Source organism: Pantoea pleuroti, assembly GCF_014156615.1.
Lineage (GTDB): Bacteria > Pseudomonadota > Gammaproteobacteria > Enterobacterales > Enterobacteriaceae > Pantoea > Pantoea agglomerans.
This window is the reverse complement of the sequence record NZ_SBFD01000019.1, coordinates 1-25,790: the sequence shown is the minus strand read 5'-3', so window position 1 is coordinate 25,790 and position 25,790 is coordinate 1. Positions and strand designations below refer to the sequence as shown.

22 protein-coding genes and 1 riboswitch are annotated in these 25,790 nt (G+C 53.9%); of the genes, 16 read left to right on the top strand and 6 right to left on the bottom strand.

What is annotated here, in order from left to right; translation table 11 throughout:
* The 9 genes from EPG66_RS23310 to rpoC all read left to right on the top strand — a co-directional run.
* Window positions 1-67 (top strand): EF-Tu C-terminal domain-related protein (locus EPG66_RS23310; protein WP_130634147.1); only part of this gene is annotated, 67 nt, incomplete at its 5' end.
* 231 nt (window positions 68-298) lie between these two features.
* Window positions 299-682 (top strand): preprotein translocase subunit SecE, encoded by a 384-nt coding sequence (gene secE / locus EPG66_RS22725; RefSeq protein ID WP_008927141.1) that lies wholly within the window; start codon window positions 299-301, stop codon window positions 680-682.
* Window position 683: 1 nt separating this feature from the next.
* Window positions 684-1,229, top strand: coding sequence for a transcription termination/antitermination protein NusG (gene nusG, locus EPG66_RS22720; RefSeq protein ID WP_003848088.1), 546 nt, complete (start codon window positions 684-686; stop codon window positions 1,227-1,229).
* Between the two features lie 147 nt (window positions 1,230-1,376).
* Complete coding sequence (gene rplK / locus EPG66_RS22715; protein ID WP_006121495.1) at window positions 1,377-1,805, top strand: 50S ribosomal protein L11; 429 nt, start codon at window positions 1,377-1,379, stop codon at window positions 1,803-1,805.
* Window positions 1,806-1,808: 3 nt separating this feature from the next.
* A complete protein-coding gene (gene rplA, locus EPG66_RS22710) occupies window positions 1,809-2,513 on the top strand; it encodes a 50S ribosomal protein L1 (RefSeq protein ID WP_010261038.1) in 705 nt (234 codons plus the stop codon).
* Window positions 2,514-2,878: 365 nt separating this feature from the next.
* Complete coding sequence (rplJ, locus tag EPG66_RS22705; RefSeq protein ID WP_003848098.1) at window positions 2,879-3,376, top strand: 50S ribosomal protein L10; 498 nt, start codon at window positions 2,879-2,881, stop codon at window positions 3,374-3,376.
* 65 nt (window positions 3,377-3,441) lie between these two features.
* Window positions 3,442-3,804: a 50S ribosomal protein L7/L12 gene (gene rplL / locus EPG66_RS22700; protein ID WP_008927142.1), complete on the top strand. Its 363-nt coding sequence runs from the start codon at window positions 3,442-3,444 to the stop codon at window positions 3,802-3,804.
* 330 nt (window positions 3,805-4,134) lie between these two features.
* Window positions 4,135-8,163 carry a DNA-directed RNA polymerase subunit beta gene (gene rpoB, locus EPG66_RS22695; RefSeq protein ID WP_010261046.1) on the top strand — a complete coding sequence of 1,343 codons (4,029 nt, stop codon included), beginning with the start codon at window positions 4,135-4,137 and terminating at the stop codon, window positions 8,161-8,163.
* Between the two features lie 129 nt (window positions 8,164-8,292).
* Window positions 8,293-12,516 carry a DNA-directed RNA polymerase subunit beta' gene (gene rpoC / locus EPG66_RS22690; RefSeq protein ID WP_010261049.1) on the top strand — a complete coding sequence of 1,408 codons (4,224 nt, stop codon included), beginning with the start codon at window positions 8,293-8,295 and terminating at the stop codon, window positions 12,514-12,516.
* 55 nt (window positions 12,517-12,571) lie between these two features.
* Here rpoC and EPG66_RS22685 read toward each other — a convergent pair whose 3' ends face one another.
* Window positions 12,572-12,754, bottom strand: a complete 183-nt coding sequence (locus EPG66_RS22685) for a DUF1127 domain-containing protein (protein WP_033787304.1) — start codon at window positions 12,752-12,754, stop codon at window positions 12,572-12,574.
* Window positions 12,755-12,928: 174 nt separating this feature from the next.
* On the opposite strand from EPG66_RS22685, the gene EPG66_RS22680 reads away from it, so the two are divergent.
* Entirely contained in the window at window positions 12,929-14,383 is a 1,455-nt protein-coding gene (locus tag EPG66_RS22680) for an aminotransferase-like domain-containing protein (protein WP_182688171.1), read from the top strand.
* A 194-nt stretch (window positions 14,384-14,577) separates the two neighbouring features.
* Here EPG66_RS22680 and thiE read toward each other — a convergent pair whose 3' ends face one another.
* The 3 genes from thiE to EPG66_RS22665 form a co-directional block, all read right to left on the bottom strand.
* The gene (thiE, locus tag EPG66_RS22675) at window positions 14,578-15,204 is read right to left on the bottom strand and encodes a thiamine phosphate synthase (RefSeq protein WP_039387143.1); all 627 of its coding nucleotides are present in this window, start codon (window positions 15,202-15,204) and stop codon (window positions 14,578-14,580) included.
* Between the two features lie 2 nt (window positions 15,205-15,206).
* The gene (gene thiC / locus EPG66_RS22670; RefSeq protein ID WP_083070739.1) at window positions 15,207-17,129 is read right to left on the bottom strand and encodes a phosphomethylpyrimidine synthase ThiC; all 1,923 of its coding nucleotides are present in this window, start codon (window positions 17,127-17,129) and stop codon (window positions 15,207-15,209) included.
* 87 nt (window positions 17,130-17,216) lie between these two features.
* A riboswitch (TPP riboswitch) is annotated at window positions 17,217-17,317 on the bottom strand.
* Between the two features lie 152 nt (window positions 17,318-17,469).
* Window positions 17,470-17,976 carry an Rsd/AlgQ family anti-sigma factor gene (locus EPG66_RS22665; protein WP_010261059.1) on the bottom strand — a complete coding sequence of 169 codons (507 nt, stop codon included), beginning with the start codon at window positions 17,974-17,976 and terminating at the stop codon, window positions 17,470-17,472.
* 89 nt (window positions 17,977-18,065) lie between these two features.
* On the opposite strand from EPG66_RS22665, the gene nudC reads away from it, so the two are divergent.
* The 6 genes from nudC (at window position 18,066) to EPG66_RS22635 (ending at window position 22,462) form a co-directional block, all read left to right on the top strand.
* Window positions 18,066-18,836, top strand: coding sequence for an NAD(+) diphosphatase (nudC, locus tag EPG66_RS22660; RefSeq protein ID WP_010672223.1), 771 nt, complete (start codon window positions 18,066-18,068; stop codon window positions 18,834-18,836).
* Window positions 18,837-18,876: 40 nt separating this feature from the next.
* On the top strand, window positions 18,877-19,944 hold the full coding sequence (gene hemE, locus EPG66_RS22655; protein WP_010672222.1) for a uroporphyrinogen decarboxylase: 1,068 nt from the start codon (window positions 18,877-18,879) through the stop codon (window positions 19,942-19,944).
* 2 nt (window positions 19,945-19,946) lie between these two features.
* Window positions 19,947-20,615 carry a deoxyribonuclease V gene (gene nfi / locus EPG66_RS22650; protein ID WP_182688169.1) on the top strand — a complete coding sequence of 223 codons (669 nt, stop codon included), beginning with the start codon at window positions 19,947-19,949 and terminating at the stop codon, window positions 20,613-20,615.
* A 63-nt stretch (window positions 20,616-20,678) separates the two neighbouring features.
* Window positions 20,679-21,269: a YjaG family protein gene (locus tag EPG66_RS22645; RefSeq protein ID WP_010261070.1), complete on the top strand. Its 591-nt coding sequence runs from the start codon at window positions 20,679-20,681 to the stop codon at window positions 21,267-21,269.
* A gap of 188 nt (window positions 21,270-21,457) precedes the next feature.
* Window positions 21,458-21,730, top strand: coding sequence for a nucleoid-associated protein HU-alpha (gene hupA, locus EPG66_RS22640; RefSeq protein ID WP_003850136.1), 273 nt, complete (start codon window positions 21,458-21,460; stop codon window positions 21,728-21,730).
* A 69-nt stretch (window positions 21,731-21,799) separates the two neighbouring features.
* The gene (locus tag EPG66_RS22635) at window positions 21,800-22,462 is read left to right on the top strand and encodes a DUF1481 domain-containing protein (RefSeq protein ID WP_064704173.1); all 663 of its coding nucleotides are present in this window, start codon (window positions 21,800-21,802) and stop codon (window positions 22,460-22,462) included.
* A gap of 32 nt (window positions 22,463-22,494) precedes the next feature.
* Here the strand turns inward: EPG66_RS22635 and purD are convergent, their stop codons facing one another.
* Together purD and purH are read right to left on the bottom strand one after the other, a co-directional pair.
* A complete protein-coding gene (purD, locus tag EPG66_RS22630; RefSeq protein ID WP_182688167.1) occupies window positions 22,495-23,775 on the bottom strand; it encodes a phosphoribosylamine--glycine ligase in 1,281 nt (426 codons plus the stop codon).
* 19 nt (window positions 23,776-23,794) lie between these two features.
* Entirely contained in the window at window positions 23,795-25,384 is a 1,590-nt protein-coding gene (gene purH / locus EPG66_RS22625; protein WP_069025629.1) for a bifunctional phosphoribosylaminoimidazolecarboxamide formyltransferase/IMP cyclohydrolase, read from the bottom strand.
* Window positions 25,385-25,790: the final 406 nt, after the last annotated feature.

Genomic DNA, 25,790 nt, shown 5'->3' with positions numbered 1-25,790 from the left:
GCGCTTCGCAATCCGCGAAGGTGGCCGTACCGTTGGCGCGGGTGTTGTTGCTAAAGTTATCGCATAATTACCGATAACGTTTGACGCAATGCACACGGAAAGGGCATCATTTGATGCCCTTTTTGCACGCTGTTTCATAGAACCTGGCTCATCAGTGATTTTTTGAATCATAATCATTGCTGAGACAGGCTCTGTTATGCGGCGTTGGATACCGAGTTACGCCCCAAAAGCTCATTCGGTTTGGACGCCTCGCACTGCGGGGCAGAATAGTTTCTGAATTATTGTGGCAGGTTGGTTTATGAGTGCGAATACCGAAGCTCAAGGGAGCGGGCGTGGCCTGGAAGCGGTAAAGTGGGTAGTAGTCGTGTTACTGCTGCTTGCAGCGATTGTAGGTAACTACCTCTATCGTGATGTGTCACTGCCACTGCGTGCTTTAGCCGTAGTTGTACTGATTGCAGCGGCTGGCGGCATTGCGCTTTTAACGACCAAAGGCAAAGCGACCGTGGCTTTTGCTCGTGAAGCAAGAACAGAAATGCGTAAGGTTATCTGGCCAACCCGCCAGGAAACGCTGCACACCACGTTAATCGTTGCCGCGGTAACTGCCGTGATGTCACTGATTTTGTGGGGGCTGGATGGTATTCTGGTCCGTCTGGTATCGTTTATCACTGGCCTGAGGTTCTGAGATGTCTGAAGCTCCAAAGAAACGCTGGTACGTCGTACAGGCGTTTTCCGGTTTTGAAGGCCGCGTAGCACAATCGCTGCGCGAGCATATCAAATTGCACAACATGGAAGAGCTGTTTGGCGACGTCATGGTTCCGACTGAAGAAGTCGTTGAAATTCGTGGTGGCCAGCGTCGTAAGAGCGAGCGCAAGTTTTTCCCGGGATACGTACTGGTTCAGATGGTGATGAATGACGCCAGCTGGCATCTGGTACGCAGCGTCCCACGCGTGATGGGTTTCATCGGCGGTACATCTGACCGTCCGGCACCTATCAGCGATAAAGAAGTTGATGCGATCATGAACCGTCTGCAGCAGGTCGGCGATAAGCCTCGTCCGAAAACGCTGTTTGAGCCAGGTGAAATGGTTCGCGTTAATGACGGTCCTTTTGCTGACTTTAACGGTGTGGTTGAAGATGTGGATTACGAGAAGAGCCGCCTGACGGTATCCGTTTCCATCTTTGGACGTGCGACGCCGGTTGAGCTCGACTTCGGTCAGGTGGAGAAAGGTTAACCTCTTTCCGCTCACAAATTAGCTGTTGCAGCAGGCGCGAAATTTAACTACAATTTCGCGCCTTTTGTTTTTATGCGCTGGCAACAGCGTGTAAATCGTTATCACGGGGAGCCTTTACAGGCGCTATAACCCAATTGAGGAAATATCATGGCTAAGAAAGTCCAAGCCTACGTCAAGCTGCAGGTTGCAGCTGGTATGGCGAACCCAAGTCCACCGGTTGGTCCAGCTCTGGGTCAGCAGGGTGTTAACATCATGGAATTCTGTAAAGCGTTCAACGCTAAGACCGAATCTCTGGAAAAAGGTCTGCCGACTCCAGTTGTTATCACCGTATACAGCGACCGTTCTTTTACCTTCATTACCAAAACGCCTCCGGCTGCCGTACTGCTGAAAAAAGCAGCGGGCATCAAGTCTGGTTCTGGTAAGCCGAACAAAGATAAAGTCGGTAAAGTGACTCGTGCTCAGGTACGTGAAATCGCAGAAACCAAAGCTGCGGACATGACTGGTTCTGACGTTGAAGCGATGACTCGCTCAATCGAAGGTACTGCTCGTTCCATGGGCCTGGTAGTAGAGGACTAAGAAATGGCTAAGCTGACCAAGCGCATGACCGTAATTCGCGACAAAGTTGACGCGACCAAGCAGTATGATATTGCTGAAGCTGTTGCTCTGCTGAAAGAACTGGCTACTGCCAAGTTCGTTGAAAGCGTTGACGTTGCTGTCAACCTCGGCATTGACGCACGTAAATCTGATCAGAACGTTCGCGGCGCGACCGTTCTGCCACACGGTACTGGTCGTTCAGTACGTGTTGCTGTCTTCGCCCAGGGCGCCAACGCTGAAGCTGCTAAAGCAGCAGGCGCTGAGCTGGTAGGCATGGAAGACCTGGCTGATCAGATCAAGAAAGGCGAAATGAATTTTGACGTTGTGATTGCTTCTCCGGATGCAATGCGCGTTGTTGGCCAGCTGGGCCAGATTCTGGGTCCACGTGGCCTGATGCCAAACCCGAAAGTCGGTACTGTAACGCCTAACGTTGCTGAAGCGGTTAAGAACGCTAAAGCGGGTCAGGTTCGTTATCGTAACGACAAAAACGGCATCATCCACACTACCATCGGTAAAGTGGACTTTGACGCTGACAAACTGAAAGAAAACCTGGAATCTCTGCTGGTTGCGCTGAAAAAAGCAAAACCATCTCAGGCGAAAGGCGTGTACATCAAGAAAGTTAGCCTTTCAACCACCATGGGCGCCGGCGTTGCCGTTGACCAGGCTGGTCTGAACGCAACAGCAAACTAATTGCTGCTTGAAACGGGCGAAAAATTCACCTAGAATCTTACGCCCGTTGTTCTGTTATTAACGGAACAGGACACCAGAGAGCCAGAACTGATTGTTGCGTTTATCGCCTTTCCCTCTGACTCTGCTGCGTCGCACAGAATTTAGGTTGGAGCCAGGCCTTATCCTGGCCTCCGTCCAAGACCGCAGGAGCTGTTTATCTCCGGATATTCCGCTTAATACCCTGCGTAGACGGTGACAGAACCAAAAGAATTTTTTCTTAGCTGGATTCTGCTCACCGTGTTCGAGCGCTTATTTCCCTTCGGGGTGAGTAAGTGAAGTGAGTTCCGGGGAAATCCTTTCCCGGTCAAATCCAGGAGCAAAAGCTAATGGCATTAAATCTTCAAGACAAACAAGCGATTGTTGCTGAAGTCAGCGAAGTAGCCAAAGGTGCGCTTTCAGCGGTTGTTGCGGATTCCCGTGGCGTTACCGTTGATAAAATGACCGAACTGCGTAAAGCAGGCCGTGAAGCTGGCGTTTACATGCGTGTTGTTCGTAACACCCTGCTGCGCCGCGTCGTTGAAGGAACTCAGTTTGAGTGCCTGAAAGACACGTTTGTTGGTCCGACCCTGATTGCATATTCTATGGAACACCCGGGCGCTGCTGCTCGTCTGTTCAAAGATTTCGCGAAAGCGAATGCAAAATTTGAGGTCAAAGCTGCAGCCTTTGAAGGTGAGCTGATCACGGCGGCCAATATTGACCGTCTGGCAACGCTGCCGACCTACGAAGAAGCACTGGCACGTCTGATGTCGACCATGAAAGAAGCCGCTGCCGGCAAACTGGTCCGCACTCTGGCTGCTGTACGCGATGCAAAAGAAGCGGCTTAAGGCCATATTCTTTTCTTCGTACTTGCTTACGTATAAACTTTTTCTGATTCTTAGGAACAATTGTCATGTCTATTACTAAAGACCAAATTCTGGAAGCTGTTGCAGCGATGTCCGTAATGGAAGTAGTTGAGCTGGTTTCTGCTATGGAAGAAAAATTCGGCGTTTCTGCTGCTGCTGCTGTAGCTGTTGCTGCGGGCCCGGCTGAAGCTGTTGAAGAAAAAACTGAATTCGACGTAGTCCTGAAAGCTGTTGGCCCGAACAAGGTTGCAGTAATCAAAGCCGTACGTACTGCAACTGGTCTGGGCCTGAAAGAAGCCAAAGATCTGGTTGAAGCAACTGGCGTAATCAAAGAAGCGATCAGCAAAGATGACGCAGCTGCACTTGAAGCTGCTCTGAAAGAAGCTGGCGCTGAAGTTGAAGTTAAGTAAGACAGCCCTCGGGTTGCAGTCTGAGTAGTTTCAGGCTGATGGCTGGTGACTTTTTGGTCACCAGCCTTTTTGCGCTACAGGGTCTCAATGGGGTTTCACACTGTTTGTCCATTGTTACTCTTCAATATCTTTCTCTATCGACGACTTAATATACCGCTCTACCTGTGCGGGTTCCCTGCCCTCGCAACAGCGATGAAATGATTTAAGCGTGATAGAAAGAGGTATTGCACTGCTGCTGCGCAGCCAGTGAATCAAACAAAATCGTGTTGCATGAACTGTCCTGTCAGGACGGACAGCGTGGGTCGACTTGTCAGCTAGCTGAGGAACCCTATGGTTTACTCCTATACCGAGAAAAAACGTATTCGTAAGGATTTTGGTAAACGTCCGCAAGTACTGGACATACCTTATCTCCTTTCCATCCAGCTCGACTCGTTCCAGAAGTTTATCGAGCAAGATCCAGAAGGTCAGTACGGACTGGAAGCTGCATTCCGCTCTGTATTCCCTATTGCGAGCTACAGCGGCAACTCTGAGTTGCAGTATGTCAGCTATCGCCTGGGTGAACCTGTCTTTGACGTGAAAGAGTGTCAGATCCGTGGCGTGACCTATTCGGCACCGCTGCGCGTGAAACTGCGTCTGGTGGTCTATGAGCGCGAAGCGCCAGAAGGCACCGTAAAAGACATTAAAGAACAAGAAGTCTACATGGGCGAAATTCCGCTCATGACCGACAATGGTACCTTTGTTATCAATGGTACCGAGCGCGTTATCGTTTCTCAGCTGCACCGTAGTCCTGGCGTGTTCTTTGATAGCGATAAGGGTAAAACCCACTCATCGGGTAAAGTGCTCTACAACGCACGTATCATCCCTTACCGCGGTTCATGGCTCGACTTTGAGTTTGACCCGAAAGATAACCTGTTTGTCCGTATTGACCGTCGTCGTAAGCTGCCGGCCACTATCATCCTGCGTGCGTTGCAGTTCACTACACCTCAGATCCTCGATATCTTCTTCGAGAAAGTGGTGTTTGAAATCCGCGACAACAAGCTGCAGATGGAGCTGGTGCCTGAGCGCCTGCGCGGTGAAACTGCGACCTTCGATATCGAAGCGAACGGCACCGTCTACGTCGAAAAAGCACGCCGTATTACTGCGCGCCATATCCGTCAGCTGGAAAAAGATGGCATTCAGCACATCGAAGTTCCGGTTGAATATATCGCGGGCAAAGTGGTCGCTAAAGACTACATCGATGAAAGCACCGGTGAGCTGATCATTGCAGCGAACATGGAACTGTCACTGGATCTGCTGGCCAAGCTGAGCCAGTCCGGTCACAAGCGCATCGAAACGCTGTTCACCAACGATCTGGACCACGGTCCATATATGTCCGAGACCCTGCGTGTCGACCCAACCAGCGATCGTCTGAGCGCACTGGTTGAGATCTACCGCATGATGCGTCCTGGTGAGCCGCCAACACGCGAAGCAGCAGAGAACCTGTTTGAGAACCTGTTCTTCTCTGAAGATCGTTACGATCTTTCTGCTGTGGGTCGTATGAAGTTCAACCGTTCATTGCTGCGTGATGAAATCGAAGGTTCAGGAATCCTGAGCAAAGATGACATCATCGAAGTGATGAAGAAGCTGATCGACATCCGTAACGGTAAAGGCGAAGTGGACGATATCGACCACCTCGGTAACCGTCGTATTCGTTCAGTTGGTGAAATGGCTGAGAACCAGTTCCGTGTCGGTCTGGTACGTGTTGAGCGTGCGGTTAAAGAGCGTCTGTCACTGGGCGACCTTGATACCCTGATGCCACAGGACATGATCAACGCGAAGCCGATTTCGGCCGCGGTGAAAGAGTTCTTTGGTTCCAGCCAGCTTTCTCAGTTTATGGATCAGAACAACCCGCTGTCAGAGATTACGCACAAACGTCGTATCTCTGCTCTCGGCCCGGGTGGTTTGACACGTGAGCGTGCCGGCTTCGAAGTGCGTGACGTACACCCAACGCACTACGGTCGTGTCTGCCCAATCGAAACCCCTGAAGGCCCGAACATCGGTCTGATCAACTCCTTGTCTGTGTATGCACAGACCAACGAGTACGGTTTCCTTGAGACGCCTTACCGCCGTGTTATCGACGGTCTGGTTTCTGACGAGATTCACTACCTCTCTGCTATCGAAGAGGGTAACTACGTTATCGCTCAGGCGAACGCCCCTCTTGATGATAACGGTGCGTTTGTTGATGACCTGGTCACCTGCCGTAGCAAAGGCGAATCGAGCCTGTTCAGCCGCGATCAGGTTGACTACATGGACGTTTCGACTCAACAGATCGTTTCTGTCGGTGCGTCACTGATCCCGTTCCTGGAACACGATGATGCTAACCGCGCCCTGATGGGTGCGAACATGCAACGTCAGGCCGTTCCAACTCTGCGTGCTGATAAGCCGCTGGTTGGTACGGGTATGGAACGTGCTGTTGCCGTTGACTCCGGTGTAACTGCCGTTGCCAAACGTGGCGGTACCGTACAGTACGTCGACGCATCACGTATCGTTATCAAAGTTAACGAAGACGAAATGCATGCTGGCGAAGCCGGTATCGACATTTATAACCTGACCAAATATACCCGTTCTAACCAGAACACCTGCATCAACCAGATGCCATGTGTTTCTCTGGGTGAGCCGGTTGAGCGCGGCGACGTGCTGGCAGATGGCCCGTCCACCGATCTGGGTGAACTGGCGCTGGGCCAGAACATGCGCGTAGCGTTCATGCCGTGGAACGGTTACAACTTCGAAGACTCCATCCTGGTCTCCGAGCGTGTGGTACAGGAAGATCGCTTTACGACTATCCACATTCAGGAACTGGCTTGCGTGTCGCGTGACACCAAACTGGGGCCGGAAGAGATTACCGCTGATATCCCGAACGTGGGTGAAGCTGCACTTTCTAAACTGGATGAGTCAGGCATCGTCTACATCGGTGCTGAAGTGACCGGTGGCGACATTCTGGTTGGTAAGGTTACGCCGAAAGGTGAAACCCAGCTGACGCCAGAAGAGAAACTGCTGCGCGCTATCTTCGGTGAAAAAGCCTCTGACGTGAAAGATTCGTCACTGCGCGTACCGAATGGCGTGTCAGGCACCGTGATCGACGTTCAGGTCTTTACCCGCGATGGCGTGGAAAAAGACAAACGTGCGCTGGAAATCGAAGAGATGCAGCTGAAGCAGGCCAAGAAAGACCTGTCTGAAGAACTGCAGATTCTGGAAGCGGGCCTGTTCAGCCGTATTCAGAACGTATTAATTTCTGGTGGCGTTGAAGCAGACAAACTGGACAAGCTGCCGCGCGAGCGCTGGCTGGAACTGGGTCTGACTGACGAAGCCAAGCAAAACCAGCTGGAGCAGCTGGCAGAGCAGTACGACGAACTGAAGCACGAGTTTGAGAAAAAACTCGAAGGTAAGCGTCGTAAAATCACCCAGGGCGATGATCTGGCACCAGGCGTGCTGAAAATCGTTAAGGTTTATCTGGCTGTTAAGCGTCAGATTCAGCCGGGTGACAAAATGGCAGGCCGTCACGGTAACAAAGGTGTTATCTCCAAGATCAACCCGATTGAAGATATGCCTTACGATGAAAACGGCACGCCGGTTGACATCGTTCTGAACCCGCTGGGCGTACCATCGCGTATGAACATTGGTCAGATTCTGGAAACCCACCTGGGTATGGCAGCGAAAGGCATCGGCGAGAAGATCAACGCCATGCTCAAAAAGCAGGAAGACGTCGCGAAACTGCGCGAATTCATCCAGCGCGCCTATGACCTGGGTAGCGATCTGCGTCAGAAAGTTGACCTGAACACCTTCTCCGATGACGAAGTATTGCGTCTGGCTGAGAACCTGAAGAAAGGTATGCCAATCGCCACTCCGGTGTTTGATGGCGCGAAAGAGAGCGAAATCAAAGAGCTGCTGCAGCTCGGCGGCTTGCCTTCTTCCGGTCAGATTACCCTGTTTGACGGCCGTACCGGTGAGCAGTTCGAACGTCAGGTAACCGTTGGCTACATGTACATGCTTAAACTCAACCACCTGGTTGATGACAAGATGCATGCACGTTCAACCGGTTCCTACAGCCTGGTTACTCAGCAGCCGCTGGGTGGTAAGGCGCAGTTCGGTGGTCAGCGCTTTGGTGAGATGGAAGTATGGGCACTGGAAGCATACGGTGCCGCGTATACCCTGCAGGAAATGCTTACCGTTAAGTCTGATGACGTCAACGGCCGTACCAAGATGTATAAAAACATCGTTGACGGTAACCATCAGATGGAACCGGGCATGCCGGAATCCTTCAACGTACTGTTGAAAGAGATTCGCTCGCTGGGTATCAACATCGAGCTGGAAGACGAGTAACCCCTTTTCAGGCTGCGGTTCGCCGCCGCCTGAAAGCGCAGGGTTTAAAGCGCTCGCAATTGTACTGGTTACGGGGCGTTCAATTTCGGTTGGACGCCCTCTGAGTCTCACTCCGACGGGAGCTAATCCGTGAAAGACTTACTTAAGTTTCTGAAAGCGCAAACTAAGACCGAAGAGTTTGATGCGATCAAAATTGCGCTGGCTTCGCCAGACATGATCCGTTCCTGGTCTTTTGGTGAAGTGAAAAAGCCAGAAACCATTAACTACCGTACTTTTAAGCCAGAGCGCGATGGTCTGTTCTGTGCCCGTATCTTCGGGCCGGTAAAAGACTATGAGTGCCTGTGCGGCAAATACAAGCGCCTGAAACACCGTGGTGTGATTTGTGAGAAGTGCGGCGTTGAAGTGACCCAGACTAAAGTACGCCGTGAGCGTATGGGCCACATCGAACTGGCGTCCCCGACTGCGCACATCTGGTTCCTGAAGTCACTGCCATCGCGTATCGGCTTACTGCTGGATATGCCACTGCGTGACATTGAGCGCGTGCTCTACTTTGAATCTTACGTGGTAATCGAAGGTGGCATGACCAACCTCGAAAAGCGTCAGATTCTGACTGAAGAGCAGTACCTTGACGCTCTGGAAGAGTTCGGTGACGAGTTCGACGCCAAAATGGGCGCCGAAGCGATCCAGGCCCTGTTGAAAAACATGGATCTGGAGCAGGAGTGCGAGCAGCTGCGTGAAGAGCTGAACGAAACTAACTCCGAAACCAAACGTAAAAAACTGACCAAGCGCATCAAGCTGCTGGAAGCGTTCGTACAGTCTGGCAACAAGCCAGAGTGGATGATCCTGACCGTGCTGCCTGTTCTGCCACCGGATCTGCGTCCGCTGGTACCGCTGGATGGTGGCCGTTTCGCAACGTCGGATCTGAACGATCTCTATCGTCGCGTGATCAACCGTAACAACCGCCTGAAACGCCTGCTGGATCTGGCTGCGCCAGATATCATCGTGCGCAACGAAAAGCGTATGTTGCAGGAAGCGGTCGATGCACTGCTGGACAACGGTCGTCGTGGTCGTGCGATCACCGGTTCCAACAAGCGTCCGCTGAAATCACTGGCTGACATGATCAAAGGTAAGCAGGGTCGTTTCCGTCAGAACCTGCTGGGTAAACGTGTCGACTATTCTGGTCGTTCGGTTATCACCGTAGGTCCATACCTGCGCCTGCATCAGTGCGGTCTGCCGAAGAAAATGGCACTCGAACTGTTCAAACCGTTCATTTACGGCAAGCTGGAACTGCGTGGCCTGGCCACCACCATCAAAGCCGCGAAGAAAATGGTTGAGCGCGAAGAAGCGGTTGTCTGGGATATCCTCGACGAAGTGATCCGTGAGCACCCGGTTCTGCTGAACCGTGCGCCTACGCTGCACCGTCTGGGTATTCAGGCCTTTGAACCGGTTCTGATCGAAGGTAAAGCAATCCAGCTGCACCCGCTGGTTTGTGCGGCATATAACGCCGACTTCGATGGTGACCAGATGGCTGTTCACGTACCGCTGACGCTGGAAGCCCAGCTGGAAGCGCGTGCGCTGATGATGTCGACCAACAATATCCTGTCACCTGCGAACGGCGAGCCAATCATCGTTCCTTCTCAGGACGTTGTACTGGGTCTGTACTACATGACCCGTGACTGTGTTAACGCCAAAGGCGAAGGCATGGTGCTGACTGGCCCGAAAGAAGCTGAGCGTATTTATCGCGCTGGCCTCGCATCGCTGCATGCTCGCGTTAAGGTGCGTATCACCGAACACGAGAAAAATGAGCAGGATGAGTGGGTTGCTAAAACCAGCATCATCGACACCACGGTTGGCCGTGCCATCCTGTGGATGATCGTGCCAAAAGGTCTGCCTTTCTCCATCGTTAACCAGGCGCTGGGCAAAAAAGCTATCTCCAAAATGCTGAACACCTGTTACCGCATTCTGGGCCTGAAGCCGACCGTTATCTTTGCTGACCAGACCATGTACACCGGTTTCGCTTACGCAGCCCGTTCAGGCGCGTCTGTCGGCATCGACGACATGGTTATTCCAGAGAAGAAAGTGGAAATCATCACCGAAGCGGAAGCAGAAGTGGCTGAGATCCAGGAGCAGTTCCAGTCTGGTCTGGTAACCGCCGGCGAACGTTACAACAAAGTCATCGATATCTGGGCAGCGGCCAACGAACGTGTTGCCAAGGCGATGATGGAAAACCTCTCAACCGAAACCGTTATTAACCGTGACGGCGTAGAAGAGCGACAGGTTTCCTTTAACAGCATCTTTATGATGGCTGACTCCGGTGCGCGTGGTTCTGCTGCACAGATTCGTCAGCTGGCCGGTATGCGTGGTCTGATGGCGAAGCCAGATGGCTCCATCATCGAAACACCAATCACGGCGAACTTCCGTGAAGGGTTGAACGTACTCCAGTACTTCATCTCAACCCACGGTGCACGTAAAGGTCTGGCGGATACCGCACTGAAAACGGCGAACTCCGGTTATCTGACGCGTCGTCTGGTTGACGTTGCACAGGATCTGGTTGTTACCGAAGATGACTGTGGTACACACGAAGGCATCATGATGACACCTGTCATCGAAGGTGGCGATGTTAAAGAGCCACTGCGTGAACGTGTACTGGGTCGTGTGACCGCTGAAGACGTTCTGAAGCCGGGTACTGCTGACATTCTGGTTCCACGCAACACGCTGCTCGATGAGCACTGGTGTGACGTGCTGGAACTGAACTCAGTCGATAGCCTGAAAGTCCGCTCAGTAGTAGGTTGTGAAACCGACTTTGGTGTGTGTGCGCATTGCTATGGTCGCGACCTGGCACGTGGTCACATCATCAACAAAGGTGAAGCGATCGGTGTTATCGCGGCACAGTCCATCGGTGAGCCAGGTACACAGCTGACGATGCGTACGTTCCACATCGGTGGTGCGGCATCACGTGCGGCTGCTGAATCCAGCATTCAGGTGAAGAACAAAGGTACCATCAAGCTGACCAACGCCAAGTCGGTAACGAACTCGGCAGGCAAGCTGGTAATCACCTCGCGTAACGTTGAACTGAAAATGATCGACGAATTTGGTCGTACCAAAGAGAGCTATAAAGTTCCTTATGGTTCTACCATGGCGAAAGGTGATGGTGAGCAGGTTGCAGCGGGCGAAACCGTCGCAAACTGGGATCCGCATACCATGCCAGTCATCACCGAAGTGGGCGGTTTCATTCGCTTCACGGACATGGTTGATGGCCAGACCATTACCCGTCAGACAGATGACTTAACCGGTCTTTCTTCGCTGGTGGTTCTGGACAGTGCTGAACGTACTGCGGGCGGTAAAGATCTGCGTCCTGCGCTGAAAATTGTTGATGCCAACGGCAACGACGTTCTGATTCCGGGCACCGACATGCCGGCTCAGTACTTCCTGCCTGGTAAAGCGATTGTTCAGCTGGAAGATGGCGTGAAGATCAGTGCTGGTGACACGCTGGCGCGTGTTCCGCAGGAATCTGGCGGTACCAAGGATATTACCGGTGGTCTGCCACGCGTTGCTGACCTGTTCGAAGCGCGTCGTCCGAAAGAGCCAGCTATTCTGGCGGAGATCAGCGGCATCATCTCCTTCGGTAAAGAGACCAAAGGTAAGCGTCGTCTGGTCATCACTCCGCTGGATGGCAGTGAGCCGTACGAAGAGATGATTCCGAAATGGCGTCAGCTGAACGTGTTCGAAGGTGAACGTGTTGAGCGCGGTGACGTGGTTTCCGATGGCCCAGAGTCTCCACATGACATCCTGCGCTTGCGTGGCGTGCATGCGGTGACCCGTTACATCACTAACGAAGTGCAGGAAGTTTACCGTCTGCAAGGCGTTAAGATTAACGATAAGCACATCGAAGTCATCGTTCGTCAGATGCTGCGTAAAGCAACCATCGTGAGCGCAGGAAGTGCAGACTTCCTGGAAGGTGAGCAGGCTGAATTCTCTCGCATCAAGATCTCTAACCGTGATCTGGAAGCGAACGGAAAAGTTGGCGCAACCTTCATGCGTGACCTGCTGGGTATTACCAAAGCGTCACTGGCTACCGAATCGTTCATCTCTGCAGCATCGTTCCAGGAAACCACGCGTGTCCTGACCGAAGCAGCAGTAGCAGGTAAGCGCGATGAACTGCGCGGCCTGAAAGAGAACGTAATCGTGGGTCGTCTGATCCCGGCCGGTACCGGTTATGCGTACCATCAGGATCGTATGCGCCGCAAAGCGGCAGGTGAAGTTCCGGTTGCACCGCAGGTTACTGCGGATGAAGCCTCAGCCAGCCTGGCTGAACTGTTGAACGCCGGTCTCGGCGGCAACAAAGACGATTAATCGTCCTTTGCCTGATAAAAACCCTGCCTCGGCAGGGTTTTTTTTTGTCTCTGATTCAGGCATTCCAGTCGTTGCGGCCAAGGCCAATGTCTTTCAGCTGACTGTCACTCAGCTTCGACAGGATGACGCGCGTCTCACGCCTCAGCTGCCAGCGTTTATAACTGCGCCAAAGATAGCGAACCAGCTGGTAAGGCGTGCCTGTAAACGGTTTAGCTGCGCGATTCTCGTCGTATCCCATGATAGTGCCCTCAGTGAATTGTCTGAGGACTATTCTCAGCGGATCGCTCTGTATGATACAGACGCAAAAATCACCTTTCTTTAACATACAGATTGCGGTAATGGCGATCTGAATGGTAAAAAAGAGGCATAACTGTACCGGTTAATGCTCAGCTACTGAGTCAGAGGAAATACAATGACGCGATATGAACATCTGGCCACGCTGTTGGCTCAGCGTATCGAACAAGGTTTATATCGCAGTGGTGAGCGCCTGCCCTCGGTACGCAGTCTGAGTGCCGAACATGGCGTCAGTATCAGCACCGTGCAGCAGGCTTATCATCTGCTGGAAGAGAAGCAGATGATTACGCCGCAGTCGCGCTCTGGCTATTTTGTGGCTTCGCGTAAGGCGACGCCCCCGATGCCTGCGCTGACCCGTCCCGCACAGCGGCCGGTTGAGGTAACGCAGTGGGATGCGGTGCTGGAGCTGATTAACAGTCGTCTGGAAGATGATGTGTTGCAGCTGGGAAGCGGCATGCCCGATCTGACGCAGCCGACGCTTAAGCCGCTGTGGAAAGCCTTCAGCCGTCAGGCACAGAAGCAGGACATCGCGCTGCTCAATTATGACAACCTCTATGGTGTTCTCGCACTGCGGCAACAGGTTGCACGACTGGCGATAGACAGCGGTTGCCAGCTCACCGCCGATGATATTGTTATTACCACCGGCTGCCATGAAGCGTTATCGGTAGCCGTGCGTGCGGTCTGCGAACCCGGCGATATCATTGCCGTTGAGTCGCCTTCGTTTCACGGGATCATGCAAACCCTGCGCGGATTTGGCATTCGTGCCATTGAGATCCCAACCGATGCGGTAACCGGCATCAGCCTGGAAGCGCTGGAACTGGCGTTTGATCAATGGCCGATTAAAGCAGTCGTTGTTGTGCCGAACTGTAATAATCCGCTGGGATTTATCATGCCTGATCCACGTAAGCGGGCATTGCTGGCACTGGCGCAGCGGTTTGACGCGGCGGTCATTGAAGATGATGTTTATGGTGAGTTAGCCTGGGAATATCCGCGTCCAACCACCATTAAAGCACTGGATCTCGATGGCCGTGTTCTGCTGTGCAGCTCCTTTTCCAAAACACTGGCGCCAGGTTTGCGCGTCGGCTGGGTTGCACCCGGCCGCTACCGCGACCGTGTACTGCACATGAAATATATCGTCACAGGTTCCACCGCCACACAGCCTCAGCATGCGGTCTCCGAATTTATCCGCCAGGGCCATTATCAGCCCCATCTGCGCCGGATGCGGCAAATCTACCATCGTAACTATGAAACCTTTAGCTGCTGGGTGCGCCACTACTTTCCCTGCGGCATCTGCGTTTCCCGTCCTCAGGGCGGTTTTCTGATGTGGATAGAACTCCCCGAAGCGTTTGATGCGGTCCGGCTCAATCGCGAATTGCGCGAGTCAAAAATTCAGATAGCCGTAGGCTCATTCTTTTCGGCCTCGGGTAAATACCGTAATTGTCTGCGCTTAAACTACGGGCTGCCGATCAACGAGCAGACTGAAAAGGCGCTGGCGCTGGTGGGGGCAGCCGTCGAACGCGCCATGCTCTCGTGCCAGCATGAAACGCAGATTGCAGTTTCTACTCTCGCATAGCGAAAAGAAGAAGCAGGGCCGGCAAGAGGAGGGAACCGGCCCTGGTCAGATAACCTTAACCTGACGGAGGCCACGTTAAGGTTTTACATCAGAGCACGCCAGCAGCAACTTACGCTTTTGCGCGTCACTTTCCCGGCAGAAACGCTGGCGTTACTGGTTTTGCAGCCGCTCTGCGGGACAGCTTCCACAATTCCTTATTGGTGAGGCTCTGCCAGCGCCAGCAGAGTTCGTGTTGCTTCACGCCAGTCATCTGCCTGGGTAATCGCACTCACCACCGCAATACTGCCCACGCCGGTTGCCAGCACGTCAGGTGCGCGTTCAATCGAAATACCGCCAATTGCCACGGTGGGGATATGCGTCAGGCGCGTCAGATGCCGCTTCAGCTGCTCAATGCCCTGCGGCGCGGAAGGCATCTCTTTGGTCTGCGTCGGGAAAATATGTCCAAGCGCGATGTAAGAGGGCTGGATTGCCAGTGCGCGGTCCAGTTCAGTATCGTCATGGGTGGAGAGCCCCAGACGCAATCCTGCCTGATGAATCCGGGCAAGATCGGCGACATCGAGATCCTCCTGACCCAGATGCACGCCATAAGCCTGATGCTTTATCGCCAGCTGCCAGTAGTCATTGATAAACAGGCGCGCGTCATAGCGTTTACCCAGTGCAATCGCCTGAGCGATGGCGGGCTCGGCGACCTCATCGGGCTGATCTTTGATGCGCAGCTGCAGCGTACGAACGCCCATCTCCAGCAGGCGTTCAATCCAGTCGGGGCTATCAACCACCGGATAAAGCCCCAGGCGTGGGGCGGTAGCGGGAAATGCGGGCATCGTTACTCCTCCTTAGTGGCGTCGGCGGGATGATAAAGCTCACCGCCGCGACGACGAAAACGGTCTGACATCTGCGCCATGCCTACTTCAACGGGCTCGGCGCGCGTATCCTGACGTGCCGCGAACTCGCGCACCTCCTGGGAAATTTTCATCGAGCAGAACTTAGGGCCGCACATCGAGCAGAAATGAGCCACCTTGCCCGACTCCTGCGGCAGGGTTTCGTCATGCATTGCCCGTGCCGTATGGGGATCCAGCGCCAGATTAAACTGATCTTCCCAGCGGAACTCAAAGCGCGCTTTGGACATAGCGTTATCACGGATCTGCGCACCCGGATGGCCTTTCGCGAGATCGGCGGCATGCGCCGCGATTTTGTAGGTGATCAATCCCTGCTTCACATCCTCTTTGTTCGGCAGCCCGAGATGCTCTTTGGGCGTGACGTAACACAACATGGCGCAACCAAACCAGCCAATCATGGCGGCACCGATACCTGAGGTGAAATGGTCATAGCCGGGCGCGATGTCGGTGGTCAGCGGGCCAAGAGTGTAGAAGGGGGCTTCATCGCACAGGTCGAGCTGTTCGGTCATGTTGCGACGGATCATATGCATCGGGACGTGCCCCGGGCCTTCAATCATTACCTGAACGTCATATTCCCATGCAATACGGGTCAGTTCGCCCAGGGTACGCAGTTCGGCAAACTGCGCCTCATCGTTGGCATCCTGAATGGAACCCGGACGAAGGCCATCGCCCAGCGACAGGGAGACATCATAAGCGGCGCAGATTTCACAAATCTCCCGGAAGTGCTGATACAGGAAGCTCTCCTGATGATGCGACAGGCACCATTTCGCCATGATAGATCCACCCCGCGATACAATCCCGGTCAGACGTTTCGCCGTCATCGGGACATAACGCAGCAGCACGCCAGCGTGGATAGTGAAGTAATCGACACCCTGTTCCGCCTGCTCAAGCAGCGTATCGCGGAATATTTCCCAGTTCAGCGCCTCGGCCACGCCATTCACTTTTTCCAGTGCCTGATAAATCGGCACTGTACCGATTGGTACCGGGCTGTTTCGCAAAATCCATTCGCGCGTTTCATGAATATAACGACCGGTAGAGAGATCCATCACCGTATCGGCACCCCAGCGAGTCGACCAGACCAGTTTTTCCACCTCTTCCTCAATAGAAGAGGTCACCGCCGAGTTACCGATGTTGGCGTTGACCTTAACCAGAAAGTTGCGGCCAATGATCATCGGCTCCGATTCAGGGTGATTGATATTGGCAGGGATGATGGCGCGTCCGGCAGCGACCTCCTGACGCACAAACTCGGGCGTGATACTGGCGGGCAGATGCGCGCCAAAACTGTGGCCGGGATGCTGTTGCAGCAATACCTCACTGCGGATTCGCTCACGGCCCATGTTTTCCCGCAGTGCGATAAATTCCATTTCCGGGGTGATGATCCCCTGACGGGCATAGTGCAATTGCGTGACGCAGCAGCCTGCGCGGGCACGGCGCGGTGTCGGGAGTTGATCGAAGCGCAGATGATCCAGTCCCTCGTCAGCCAGCCGCTGCTGGGTATAACCCGAGCTGTTCTGTTCGAGAAATTCGCTGTCGTCGCGTTCAGCAATCCAGCGGGCGCGCAGCTTTTCCAGGCCACGATGAACATCGATCTGTGCTGCGGGATCGCCATAGGCACCCGCCGTGTCATAGACCGGTACCGCTTCGTTCTGCTCATAGAGAGGCTGTTCTTTGCTGCCGCCGATGTGGGTCGGGCTTAGCACGATTTCACGCATGGGAACGCGGATATCCTCGCGGCTGCCGGTAATCCAGATGCGGCGGGACTGGGGAAATGCACTGCCGCTTTGCAGGGAATCGATAAATTCCTGCGCCTGGGCACGCTGTTCACGACGGGTTGTTTTTTGGACAGACATAGCAATCTTCCTGTTAAGGGGGAACGATGCTTGTCCGGAGTTCGGAAGGAGTAACCGTATAGACAGCGTAAGCATGCTGGCATACAGAGAATATTTACTCTTGTTCCCTTCGCAGGTTCTAACCTGATCAGGTTCCGCGGATCCCGAATTAACGGTCTCAGCCCAACTGGGCACTCCGACAAGAAGCTGTTTTTACGCTGGTGTCTGATAACAGTGCCAGGCGTAAAAACCTTATATTTCAAAGCAAAAATAAAAAAGGTTCTTTGGAGCACTCTCCTCAGAACCTGTTCAGCATAAAAGGGCTACGGGATAATCTCAACCCCTTTGCCGGAGATGATGATTAAGCCGGACGCGCGATATGGCTGTCATTGGCTACCGGCGGGGGGACAAGCTGGTTGTCCCATGCCAGCTGAATCAGCTTATCTTCCAGCGTAAAGCGTGCTTCCAGCACTTCACCCACTTCGGAGAGTGCCTGCTGGAAGGTCATGCAGTTTTCGTCGTCGATCGCCTGCTGCAGGTGGCCGTCATACAGCTGCATCAGACGCTCAGTATTGGCTTCCAGCGGTGGATAGATCTGTGCGGCGGCAATCATCGGGCTGTCGCCACTCATTTCACTGATCACGCGTTCATAGATACTGAAGTGACCCGCAGAAAGATAATCGACCAGACCGTGACAGAAGTTGTCCAGAGCCTGCTCATCAAGACGTGTCAGCGCCTCTTTGTTTGGTTTAAGTCCGACCAGGTGATAATAGGTCACCAGTAGCTGACGACGGGCTTCAAGCCACGAATCGACCAGTTCATTACTGCCACCTACGCGTTCAGCCAGGACGTCTAACTGGTTAAGCATATCTAACTCCATGTGAGTTATAGTTGTTTATCTACACACTTAACATCAGGACTTCAGCGTGCGAGTTGACGCTAAGGATGACGAAATAAATGCAATGCGAAATCTCAAGCGTAGACGCTGGATGGTGGATTGTCAGCCATGAACAGAAACTTTGGTTGCCACAAGGTGATTTACCCCACGGAAACGCCGAAAAATTTGGTTTGACCGGCAGTAAAGCCCGGACCATCGGTGAGTGGCAGGGCGAAAAAGTCTGGCTGATTTGTGAGCCGCGCTCTGCCGATATGTTCTCAGTACGACAGCTGATCGATCAGGATGTGGCGCTGTTTCAGCTGGTGGGTCGCGGTGTGCAACTGGCGGAATTCTACCGTTCTCATCGCTGGTGCGGCTATTGCGGCCATGAAATGCACCAAAGCAAACATGAATTTGCCTGTCTCTGCAGCCATTGTCGCGAGCGTTATTATCCGCAGATAGCACCCTGCATCATTGTGGCTATCCGTCGCGGTGATGAAATCCTGCTGGCGAATCATGCCCGCCATCGCAACAAGGTCTACACCGTGCTGGCGGGTTTTGTGGAAGTTGGCGAGACGCTGGAGCAGGCCGTTGCCCGCGAAGTGATGGAAGAGAGCAATATCCGCGTCAAAAACGTCCGTTACGTTACCTCCCAGCCGTGGCCCTTCCCGCAATCGCTGATGACAGCCTTTATGGCGGAGTATGACAGCGGCGATCTGCAGCACGACGGTAAAGAGCTGCTGGATGCGGCCTGGTTCCGTTTTGATGAGCTGCCGTTGCTGCCACCGCCAGGCACCGTGGCGCGCCGCCTGATTGAAGATACCGTCGCCCTGTGCCGCGCCGAAGTGTGAAAGTGCTACACTACACGCCTGTTATTGAGAGAGTGTTGAGATGAGTGAACTGAAGAACGATCGTTATTTGCGTGCCCTGTTACGTCAGCCGGTTGATGTCACGCCGGTCTGGATGATGCGACAAGCCGGGCGCTATTTGCCGGAGTACAAAGCGACACGCGCCCAGGCGGGTGACTTTATGTCGCTGTGTAAAAACGCCGAGCTGGCCTGTGAAGTCACCCTGCAGCCGCTGCGCCGTTATCCGCTGGATGCCGCCATCCTCTTCAGTGACATCCTGACCATTCCGGATGCGATGGGACTGGGTCTCTACTTTGAAACCGGCGAAGGCCCGCGTTTCTCAAATCCTGTGACCTGTCGCGCTGACGTTGAGCGTTTACCGGTGCCCGATCCGGAAATGGAGCTGGGCTATGTGATGAATGCTGTCCGCACCATCCGTAAGAACCTGAACGGCGATCTGCCGCTGATTGGCTTCTCTGGCAGTCCGTGGACGCTGGCCACCTATATGGTGGAAGGCGGGAGCAGCAAGGCGTTTACCAAAATTAAGAAGATGATGTATGCCGATCCCGCTACGCTCCACGCGATGCTGGATAAGCTGGCCGACAGCGTCATCCTCTATCTCAATGCTCAGATCCGCGCCGGTGCGCAGTCCGTTATGGTCTTTGATACCTGGGGCGGCGTGCTGACCGGTCGTGATTACCGCGAATTCTCACTCCATTACATGCACAAAATTGTCGATGGCCTGCTGCGTGAAAACGACGGTCGCCGCGTGCCGGTGACGCTCTTCACCAAAGGCGGCGGACAGTGGCTGGAAGCGATGGCCGCCACCGGTTGTGACGCGCTGGGTCTTGACTGGACCACCGATATTGATGACGCACGCCGTCGCGTGGGCGACAAAGTCGCACTGCAGGGCAACATGGATCCTTCTATGCTCTATGCGGCACCTGAGCGTATCGAACAGGAAGTAGCTGGGATCCTGGAGCGCTTTGGTTCGGGCACCGGGCATGTCTTTAATCTGGGTCATGGTATTCATCTGGATGTCCCACCCGAAAATGCGGGCGTCTTTGTTGAGGCGGTACACCGTTTATCACGTCCCTGGCATCAGGAGTAATCATGGATATTGCCGCACTTCGCGCTGAGCAGTTACAACGCGCCGCTGATGTGGTGCGTGAAGATGACTTTGATGTGCTGCCACCCCGCTTTATCGGCGGGGCGGACGTTGGATTTGAGCAGGAAGGCACCATCACCCGGGCGGCGATGGTGATACTGGAGTATCCCTCCTTAAAGCTGGTGGAGCATCGCATCGCACGCGTTGAGACCACCATGCCTTATATTCCGGGCTTTCTCTCATTCCGTGAATATCCAGCGCTGATGGCCGCCTGGCAGATGCTGGAGCAAAAGCCGGACCTGCTGTTTGTAGATGGACACGGTATTTCGCATCCACGACGACTTGGCGTCGCGTCACATTTTGGTCTGCTGGTCGATGTGCCCACCATTGGTGTCGCGAAAAGTCGCCTGTGTGGCCGTTTTGCCGATCTGGATGCGCAGCCTGGCAGTAGCCAGCCACTGATCGACAAAGGTGAGCAGATAGGCTGGGTATGGCGCAGCAAGCTCCGTTGTAATCCGCTGTTTGTCGCCACCGGTCATCGTGTCAGCCTGGATACCGCGTTGCAGTGGGTCGAAAACTGTACGCGTGGTTACCGCCTGCCGGAACCGACCCGCTGGGCCGACGCGGTTGCCTCGAACCGAACCGCTTTCCAGCGCTGGCAAAACGCGCTTTAACACTGTTTGTGCTGCGGTTTTGCAGTTACACTGCGGCCAGCGAAACGAATAAGAGCCACCTTTATGTTACAAAATCCCGTTCATCTGCGTCTGGCGAAGCTGGAAAGCTGGCAGCACCTTACTTTTATGGCCTGCCTGTGCGAGCGCATGTATCCCAACTATCGCGCGTTCTGCGAGCAGACTGAATTTGCCGATCCGGCACTCTATCGCCGTATTCTTGATCTGATCTGGGAAAACCTGACGGTCAAAGATGCGAAGATTAACTTCGACAGCCAGCTGGAAAAGCTCGAAGCCGCCATTCCGGATGGTGATGCGTTTGAGGTTTACGGCGTTTATCCGGCTATCGATGCATGTGTGGCATTAAGCGAAGTCGTACATGCGCAGCTGAGCGGTGAAACTCTTGAGCATGCAATTGAAGTCAGCGAGACCTCAATTACCACTATCGCCATGCTGGAAATGACCCAGGCTGGACGCGAAATGACCGACGAAGAGCTGCGTGAAAACCCGGCTATCATCGATGAGTGGGACCTTCAGTGGGAGATTTTCCGCCTGCTGGCGGAGTGTGAAGAGCGCGACCTTGAATTGATTAAAGGTCTGCGATCTGACCTGCGTGAAGCTGGAATTAGCAACATCGGTATAAATTTCCAGCAGTAAGGCGATAAAACGTGACTTCAGGCCCGAATTAGCGCGCCTGGAGGCTTCACATTGGCCCCCTGTCTGGTCTACATTTGGGGGGCTGAAAATTGTGGCTATCGGTGCGTGCAGGCAGAAGAGTGCCAGAATATGGCTTTTCCCTCGCACTCGTTGCTTAGCAAGCGATAAATACACTTTAAGGATAACTTATGAACAAGACTCAACTGATTGATGTGATCGCAGAAAAAGCTGACCTGTCTAAAACCCAGGCAAAGGCAGCGCTGGAATCTACTCTGGCTGCGATCACTGAGTCTCTGAAAGATGGTGATGCTGTACAACTGGTTGGTTTTGGTACTTTTAAAGTGAACCACCGCGCTGAGCGTACCGGTCGTAACCCGCAGACTGGCAAAGAGATCAAAATCGCTGCAGCAAATGTACCGGCATTCGTGTCTGGTAAAGCGCTGAAAGACGCCGTTAAGTAAGACGTCGCACTGCGGTTAAGCTTTAAAACAGGGGGCGTTTCGCCCCTTTTGTTTAAGAGGCCAGCCATCATGACCCCGCTGTTTCAGCGTTTATCTGTTCTGTTTCTCTCCCTGTTTCTTTTCGGTTGCAGCTCTACTCCGGATATTCCCCCCTTTTCTGCCAGTGGCTATCTTGCCGATCGTGGTGTTGTTCGTATCTGGCGTAAAAACAGCGACCACCAGTCGGTCCATATCCGCACCTTCTATACGCCGTTCAGTGGCGGTGAGGGTGAAGTGACGGATTATGTCTGGCTGGAAGAGTCGTTGATCAGCATCCAGCGTCAGGTGAAGGGCAACCAGCCTGATGATGTGACCCTGCGCTTTGACCAGGCTGGCGGTCTTAACTTTATGCAGCGCCAGCTTTCAGGCCGGCGTGAAGCGGTCAGTCCGGATGCGGTTGAGCTCTATAAGTTTGATGCCGAGCGGATGCGTAACCTCAGCGATGCGCTATTAAGCGGTCAGGTGTTCCTCAGACAGGGACACTGGCTGGGAAACAATGTGCTGGAGAGTTGCGAAGGCCAGCAGGTCAGACCGGCTTTTGACGCCGACGCTCTGCAGATGCTGACACAGCAGCAGCAACGCGCATCGACACCGCTGATGGTGTCATGGCTTGAAGCGCCGGAAGGGATACAGCTATTGCGGGTCAGTCAGCAGGATGACTGCTCACAGCAGCCGACAGAAGAAGATATGTGAATTGAAAAGGGGGCACCTGGTGCCCCCTGAACTTATTTGCGATTAATGGCGCGGTAGCCGATATCGCGGCGACAGAAGCTGCCCTGCCATGAGATCGGTTTTGTCAGCTCATAAGCCCGCTTTTGTGCCGCGGCCACGTCGTCGCCCAGCGCGGTTACGCACAACACGCGGCCACCGTTTGTCAGCACCCGATCCTCTTCCAGCCGTGTTCCGGCGTGGAATACCTTGCCGTCAGCAACTTCTTCCAGTGGCAGACCGTGAATCTGATCGCCCTGAGTGTAGTCACCCGGATAACCGCCCGCCGCCAGGACCACACCCAGCGCAGGGCGGGGATCCCATTGTGACGTTTTCTGATCCAGCTTACCGTCACAGGCGGCCAGGCAAAGATCGACCAGATCCGACTGCAGACGCAGCATGATCGGCTGAGTCTCTGGATCGCCGAAGCGGCAGTTGAATTCGATCACTTTCGGCTGCCCGGTGTGATCGATCATCAGACCGGCATAGAGAAAACCGGTATAGACATTGCCTTCAGCTGCCATGCCGCGCACGGTCGGCCAGATAACCTGATCCATAACGCGCTGGTGGATCTTATCGGTGACAACCGGAGCCGGAGAGTAGGCACCCATTCCGCCGGTGTTCGGACCGGTATCGCCATCGCCCACGCGTTTGTGATCCTGGCTGGTGGCCATAGGCAGCACATGCTCGCCGTCCACCATCACGATGAAGCTGGCTTCTTCGCCATCCAGAAACTCTTCAATCACAATGCGGTGTCCCGCATCGCCAAAGGCGTTACCGGCCAGCATATCCTGAACCGCATCCTCAGCTTCCTGCAGCGTCATCGCCACAATCACGCCTTTACCTGCGGCCAGACCGTCGGCTTTGATGACGATAGGGGCGCCTTTCTCACGCAGATACGCGAGAGCGGGCTCAACCTCGGTGAAGTTCTGGTATTCCGCACTCGGGATCTGATGACGCGCCAGGAAATCTTTAGTGAAAGCCTTAGAGCCTTCCAGCTGCGCAGCGGCCTGAGTCGGACCAAAGATAGCCAGCCCGGCCTCACGGAAGGCATCCACGATGCCAATTACCAGCGGCGCTTCGGGGCCGACAATCGTCAGATCAATCTTTTCACGCCGGGCAAACTCAAGCAGGGCAGGAACATCAGTCGCACTAATCGCGACATTCTGCAGCGCAGGCTCTAATGCGGTACCTGCGTTACCCGGCGCCACAAACACGGTTTCCGTCAGCGGCGACTGGACTGCTTTCCAGGCCAGAGCATGTTCACGTCCGCCATTACCGATTACTAAAATTTTCATCTGTTTCTCTCCAGAACGATTAATGGCGGAAGTGACGCATGTCGGTGAAGATCATGGCAATGCCGTGCTCATCAGCCGCTGCAATCACCTCTTCATCGCGGATAGAGCCGCCAGGCTGGATGACGCAGCTCACGCCTGACGCGGCTGCCGCATCAATACCATCACGGAACGGGAAGAAGGCATCCGACGCCATGGCTGATCCTTTTACTTCCAGACCTTCATCGGCTGCTTTAATGCCGGCAATCTTAGCGGAATAGACACGGCTCATCTGTCCGGCACCGATACCAATGGTCATGTTGTCGCGTGCATAAACAATGGCGTTAGACTTAACGAACTTCGCCACTTTCCAGCAGAACAGCGCATCACGCAGTTCCTGTTCCGTTGGCTGACGTTTACTGACTACGCGCAGCTGGCTGGCATCGACCATGCCGAGATCGCGATCCTGTACCAGCAGACCCCCGTTGACACGTTTGAAATCCAGTGCGGCAGTACGGTTTTGCCATTGGCCGCAGATCAGGACACGGACATTCTGCTTCGCGGCGGTAATTTTCAGCGCAGCCTCGGAAACCGCTGGCGCGATAATCACCTCAACAAACTGGCGGCTGATAATGGCCTGCGCAGTTGCTTCATCCAGCTCGCGGTTAAAGGCGATGATACCGCCAAATGCGGAGGTCGGATCGGTCTGGTAAGCGCGATCATAGGCTGCCAGCAGCGAGTCACCGGTCGCTACGCCACAAGGGTTCGCATGTTTGACGATGACGCAGGCGGGTTCACTGAACTCTTTGACGCACTCCAGTGCAGCATCCGTGTCAGCAATATTGTTATAGGAGAGCGCTTTGCCCTGAACCTGCCGGGCAGTCGCCACTGAAGCTTCAGTGATGTTCTCTTCTATATAGAAGGCAGCATCCTGATGGCTGTTTTCACCGTAGCGCATATCCTGCTTCTTAATGAAGTTCAGATTCAGAGTACGCGGGAAACGGCCGGCGGGCTGATTACGATCACCGTGATAGGCGGGCACCAGGCTGCCAAAGTAGTTAGCGATCATGCTGTCATACGCGGCAGTGTGTTCAAACGCTTTGATCGCCAGATCGAAACGGGTCTCAAGCTTCAGACCATTTTCATGGGCATCCATTTCGGCAATGATCGCATCGTAGTCGCCGCTGCTGACCACGATTGCCACATCTTTATGGTTCTTGGCAGCAGAGCGCACCATGGTCGGGCCACCGATGTCGATATTTTCCACTGCATCTTCCAGTGAACATCCTTCACGGGCGACGGTCTGTGCAAAGGGATAGAGGTTAACGACCACCATGTCGATTGGGCTGATGTCGTGCTGCGCCATAATGGCATCATCCTGGCCGCGACGACCTAAAATGCCGCCATGCACTTTGGGATGCAGGGTTTTGACGCGTCCATCCATCATTTCCGGGAAACCGGTGTAGTCAGAGACTTCTGTGACAGCCAGACCCGCATCCGCCAGCAGGCGAGCTGTTCCGCCTGTGGAGAGCAGTTCGACACCGCGACTTGAGAGCGCCTGAGCAAATTCGAGGATACCGGCTTTGTCAGAGACACTGAGCAATGCGCGGCGTACAGGACGAGTTTGTTGCATGGTGGTTTATCCCTTGGCTTTGTTTCGCGTATATAAGAGCGTTACATCAGGCTTTACAGCGGTTTTCTCTTCTCTATATAGGAAGAAAAAATCAAAAACCTCAGGTAACGCCCCGAAAAGGGGTGTCCGGAACTTCGCCCGGCATTGTAGCGAAAACGTTTGCGTGATGCTCGCCTAAATTTATCTGGCCCGACTAATGTGGATAACATTGTGTGTAACTGCGTATAACAGCCGCTTTTGCTGTGGAATGCAGCGAACGCTCTTTTTTATGCAATTTATGGGTTGCGCCTCTCAGACAACTCCCTATAATGCGCATCCATCGACACGGAACACCGGCAACGGGAAACGGGTTGAGAGGCACAGGAGACTGCGCCGCCGGAGAAAAACTTCTGAAATAGAGGTTGAC

Bases quoted from the DNA above. Each gene is read 5' to 3' on its own strand.
- secE (WP_008927141.1), top strand. From the start codon at position 299: ATGAGTGCGAATACCGAAGCTCAAGGGAGCGGGCGTGGCCTGGAAGCG.
- purD (WP_182688167.1), bottom strand. From the start codon at position 23,775: ATGAAAATTTTAGTAATCGGTAATGGCGGACGTGAACATGCTCTGGCC.
- thiC (WP_083070739.1), bottom strand. From the start codon at position 17,129: ATGTCTGTCCAAAAAACAACCCGTCGTGAACAGCGTGCCCAGGCGCAG.
- purH (WP_069025629.1), bottom strand. From the start codon at position 25,384: ATGCAACAAACTCGTCCTGTACGCCGCGCATTGCTCAGTGTCTCTGAC.
- rplL (WP_008927142.1), top strand. From the start codon at position 3,442: ATGTCTATTACTAAAGACCAAATTCTGGAAGCTGTTGCAGCGATGTCC.
- EPG66_RS22645 (WP_010261070.1), top strand. From the start codon at position 20,679: ATGTTACAAAATCCCGTTCATCTGCGTCTGGCGAAGCTGGAAAGCTGG.
- hemE (WP_010672222.1), top strand. From the start codon at position 18,877: ATGAGTGAACTGAAGAACGATCGTTATTTGCGTGCCCTGTTACGTCAG.
- nudC (WP_010672223.1), top strand. From the start codon at position 18,066: ATGCAATGCGAAATCTCAAGCGTAGACGCTGGATGGTGGATTGTCAGC.
- EPG66_RS22665 (WP_010261059.1), bottom strand. From the start codon at position 17,976: ATGCTTAACCAGTTAGACGTCCTGGCTGAACGCGTAGGTGGCAGTAAT.
- rplK (WP_006121495.1), top strand. From the start codon at position 1,377: ATGGCTAAGAAAGTCCAAGCCTACGTCAAGCTGCAGGTTGCAGCTGGT.
- nusG (WP_003848088.1), top strand. From the start codon at position 684: ATGTCTGAAGCTCCAAAGAAACGCTGGTACGTCGTACAGGCGTTTTCC.
- hupA (WP_003850136.1), top strand. From the start codon at position 21,458: ATGAACAAGACTCAACTGATTGATGTGATCGCAGAAAAAGCTGACCTG.
- EPG66_RS22635 (WP_064704173.1), top strand. From the start codon at position 21,800: ATGACCCCGCTGTTTCAGCGTTTATCTGTTCTGTTTCTCTCCCTGTTT.
- nfi (WP_182688169.1), top strand. From the start codon at position 19,947: ATGGATATTGCCGCACTTCGCGCTGAGCAGTTACAACGCGCCGCTGAT.
- rplA (WP_010261038.1), top strand. From the start codon at position 1,809: ATGGCTAAGCTGACCAAGCGCATGACCGTAATTCGCGACAAAGTTGAC.
- rpoB (WP_010261046.1), top strand. From the start codon at position 4,135: ATGGTTTACTCCTATACCGAGAAAAAACGTATTCGTAAGGATTTTGGT.
- rplJ (WP_003848098.1), top strand. From the start codon at position 2,879: ATGGCATTAAATCTTCAAGACAAACAAGCGATTGTTGCTGAAGTCAGC.
- thiE (WP_039387143.1), bottom strand. From the start codon at position 15,204: ATGCCCGCATTTCCCGCTACCGCCCCACGCCTGGGGCTTTATCCGGTG.
- EPG66_RS22685 (WP_033787304.1), bottom strand. From the start codon at position 12,754: ATGGGATACGACGAGAATCGCGCAGCTAAACCGTTTACAGGCACGCCT.
- EPG66_RS22680 (WP_182688171.1), top strand. From the start codon at position 12,929: ATGACGCGATATGAACATCTGGCCACGCTGTTGGCTCAGCGTATCGAA.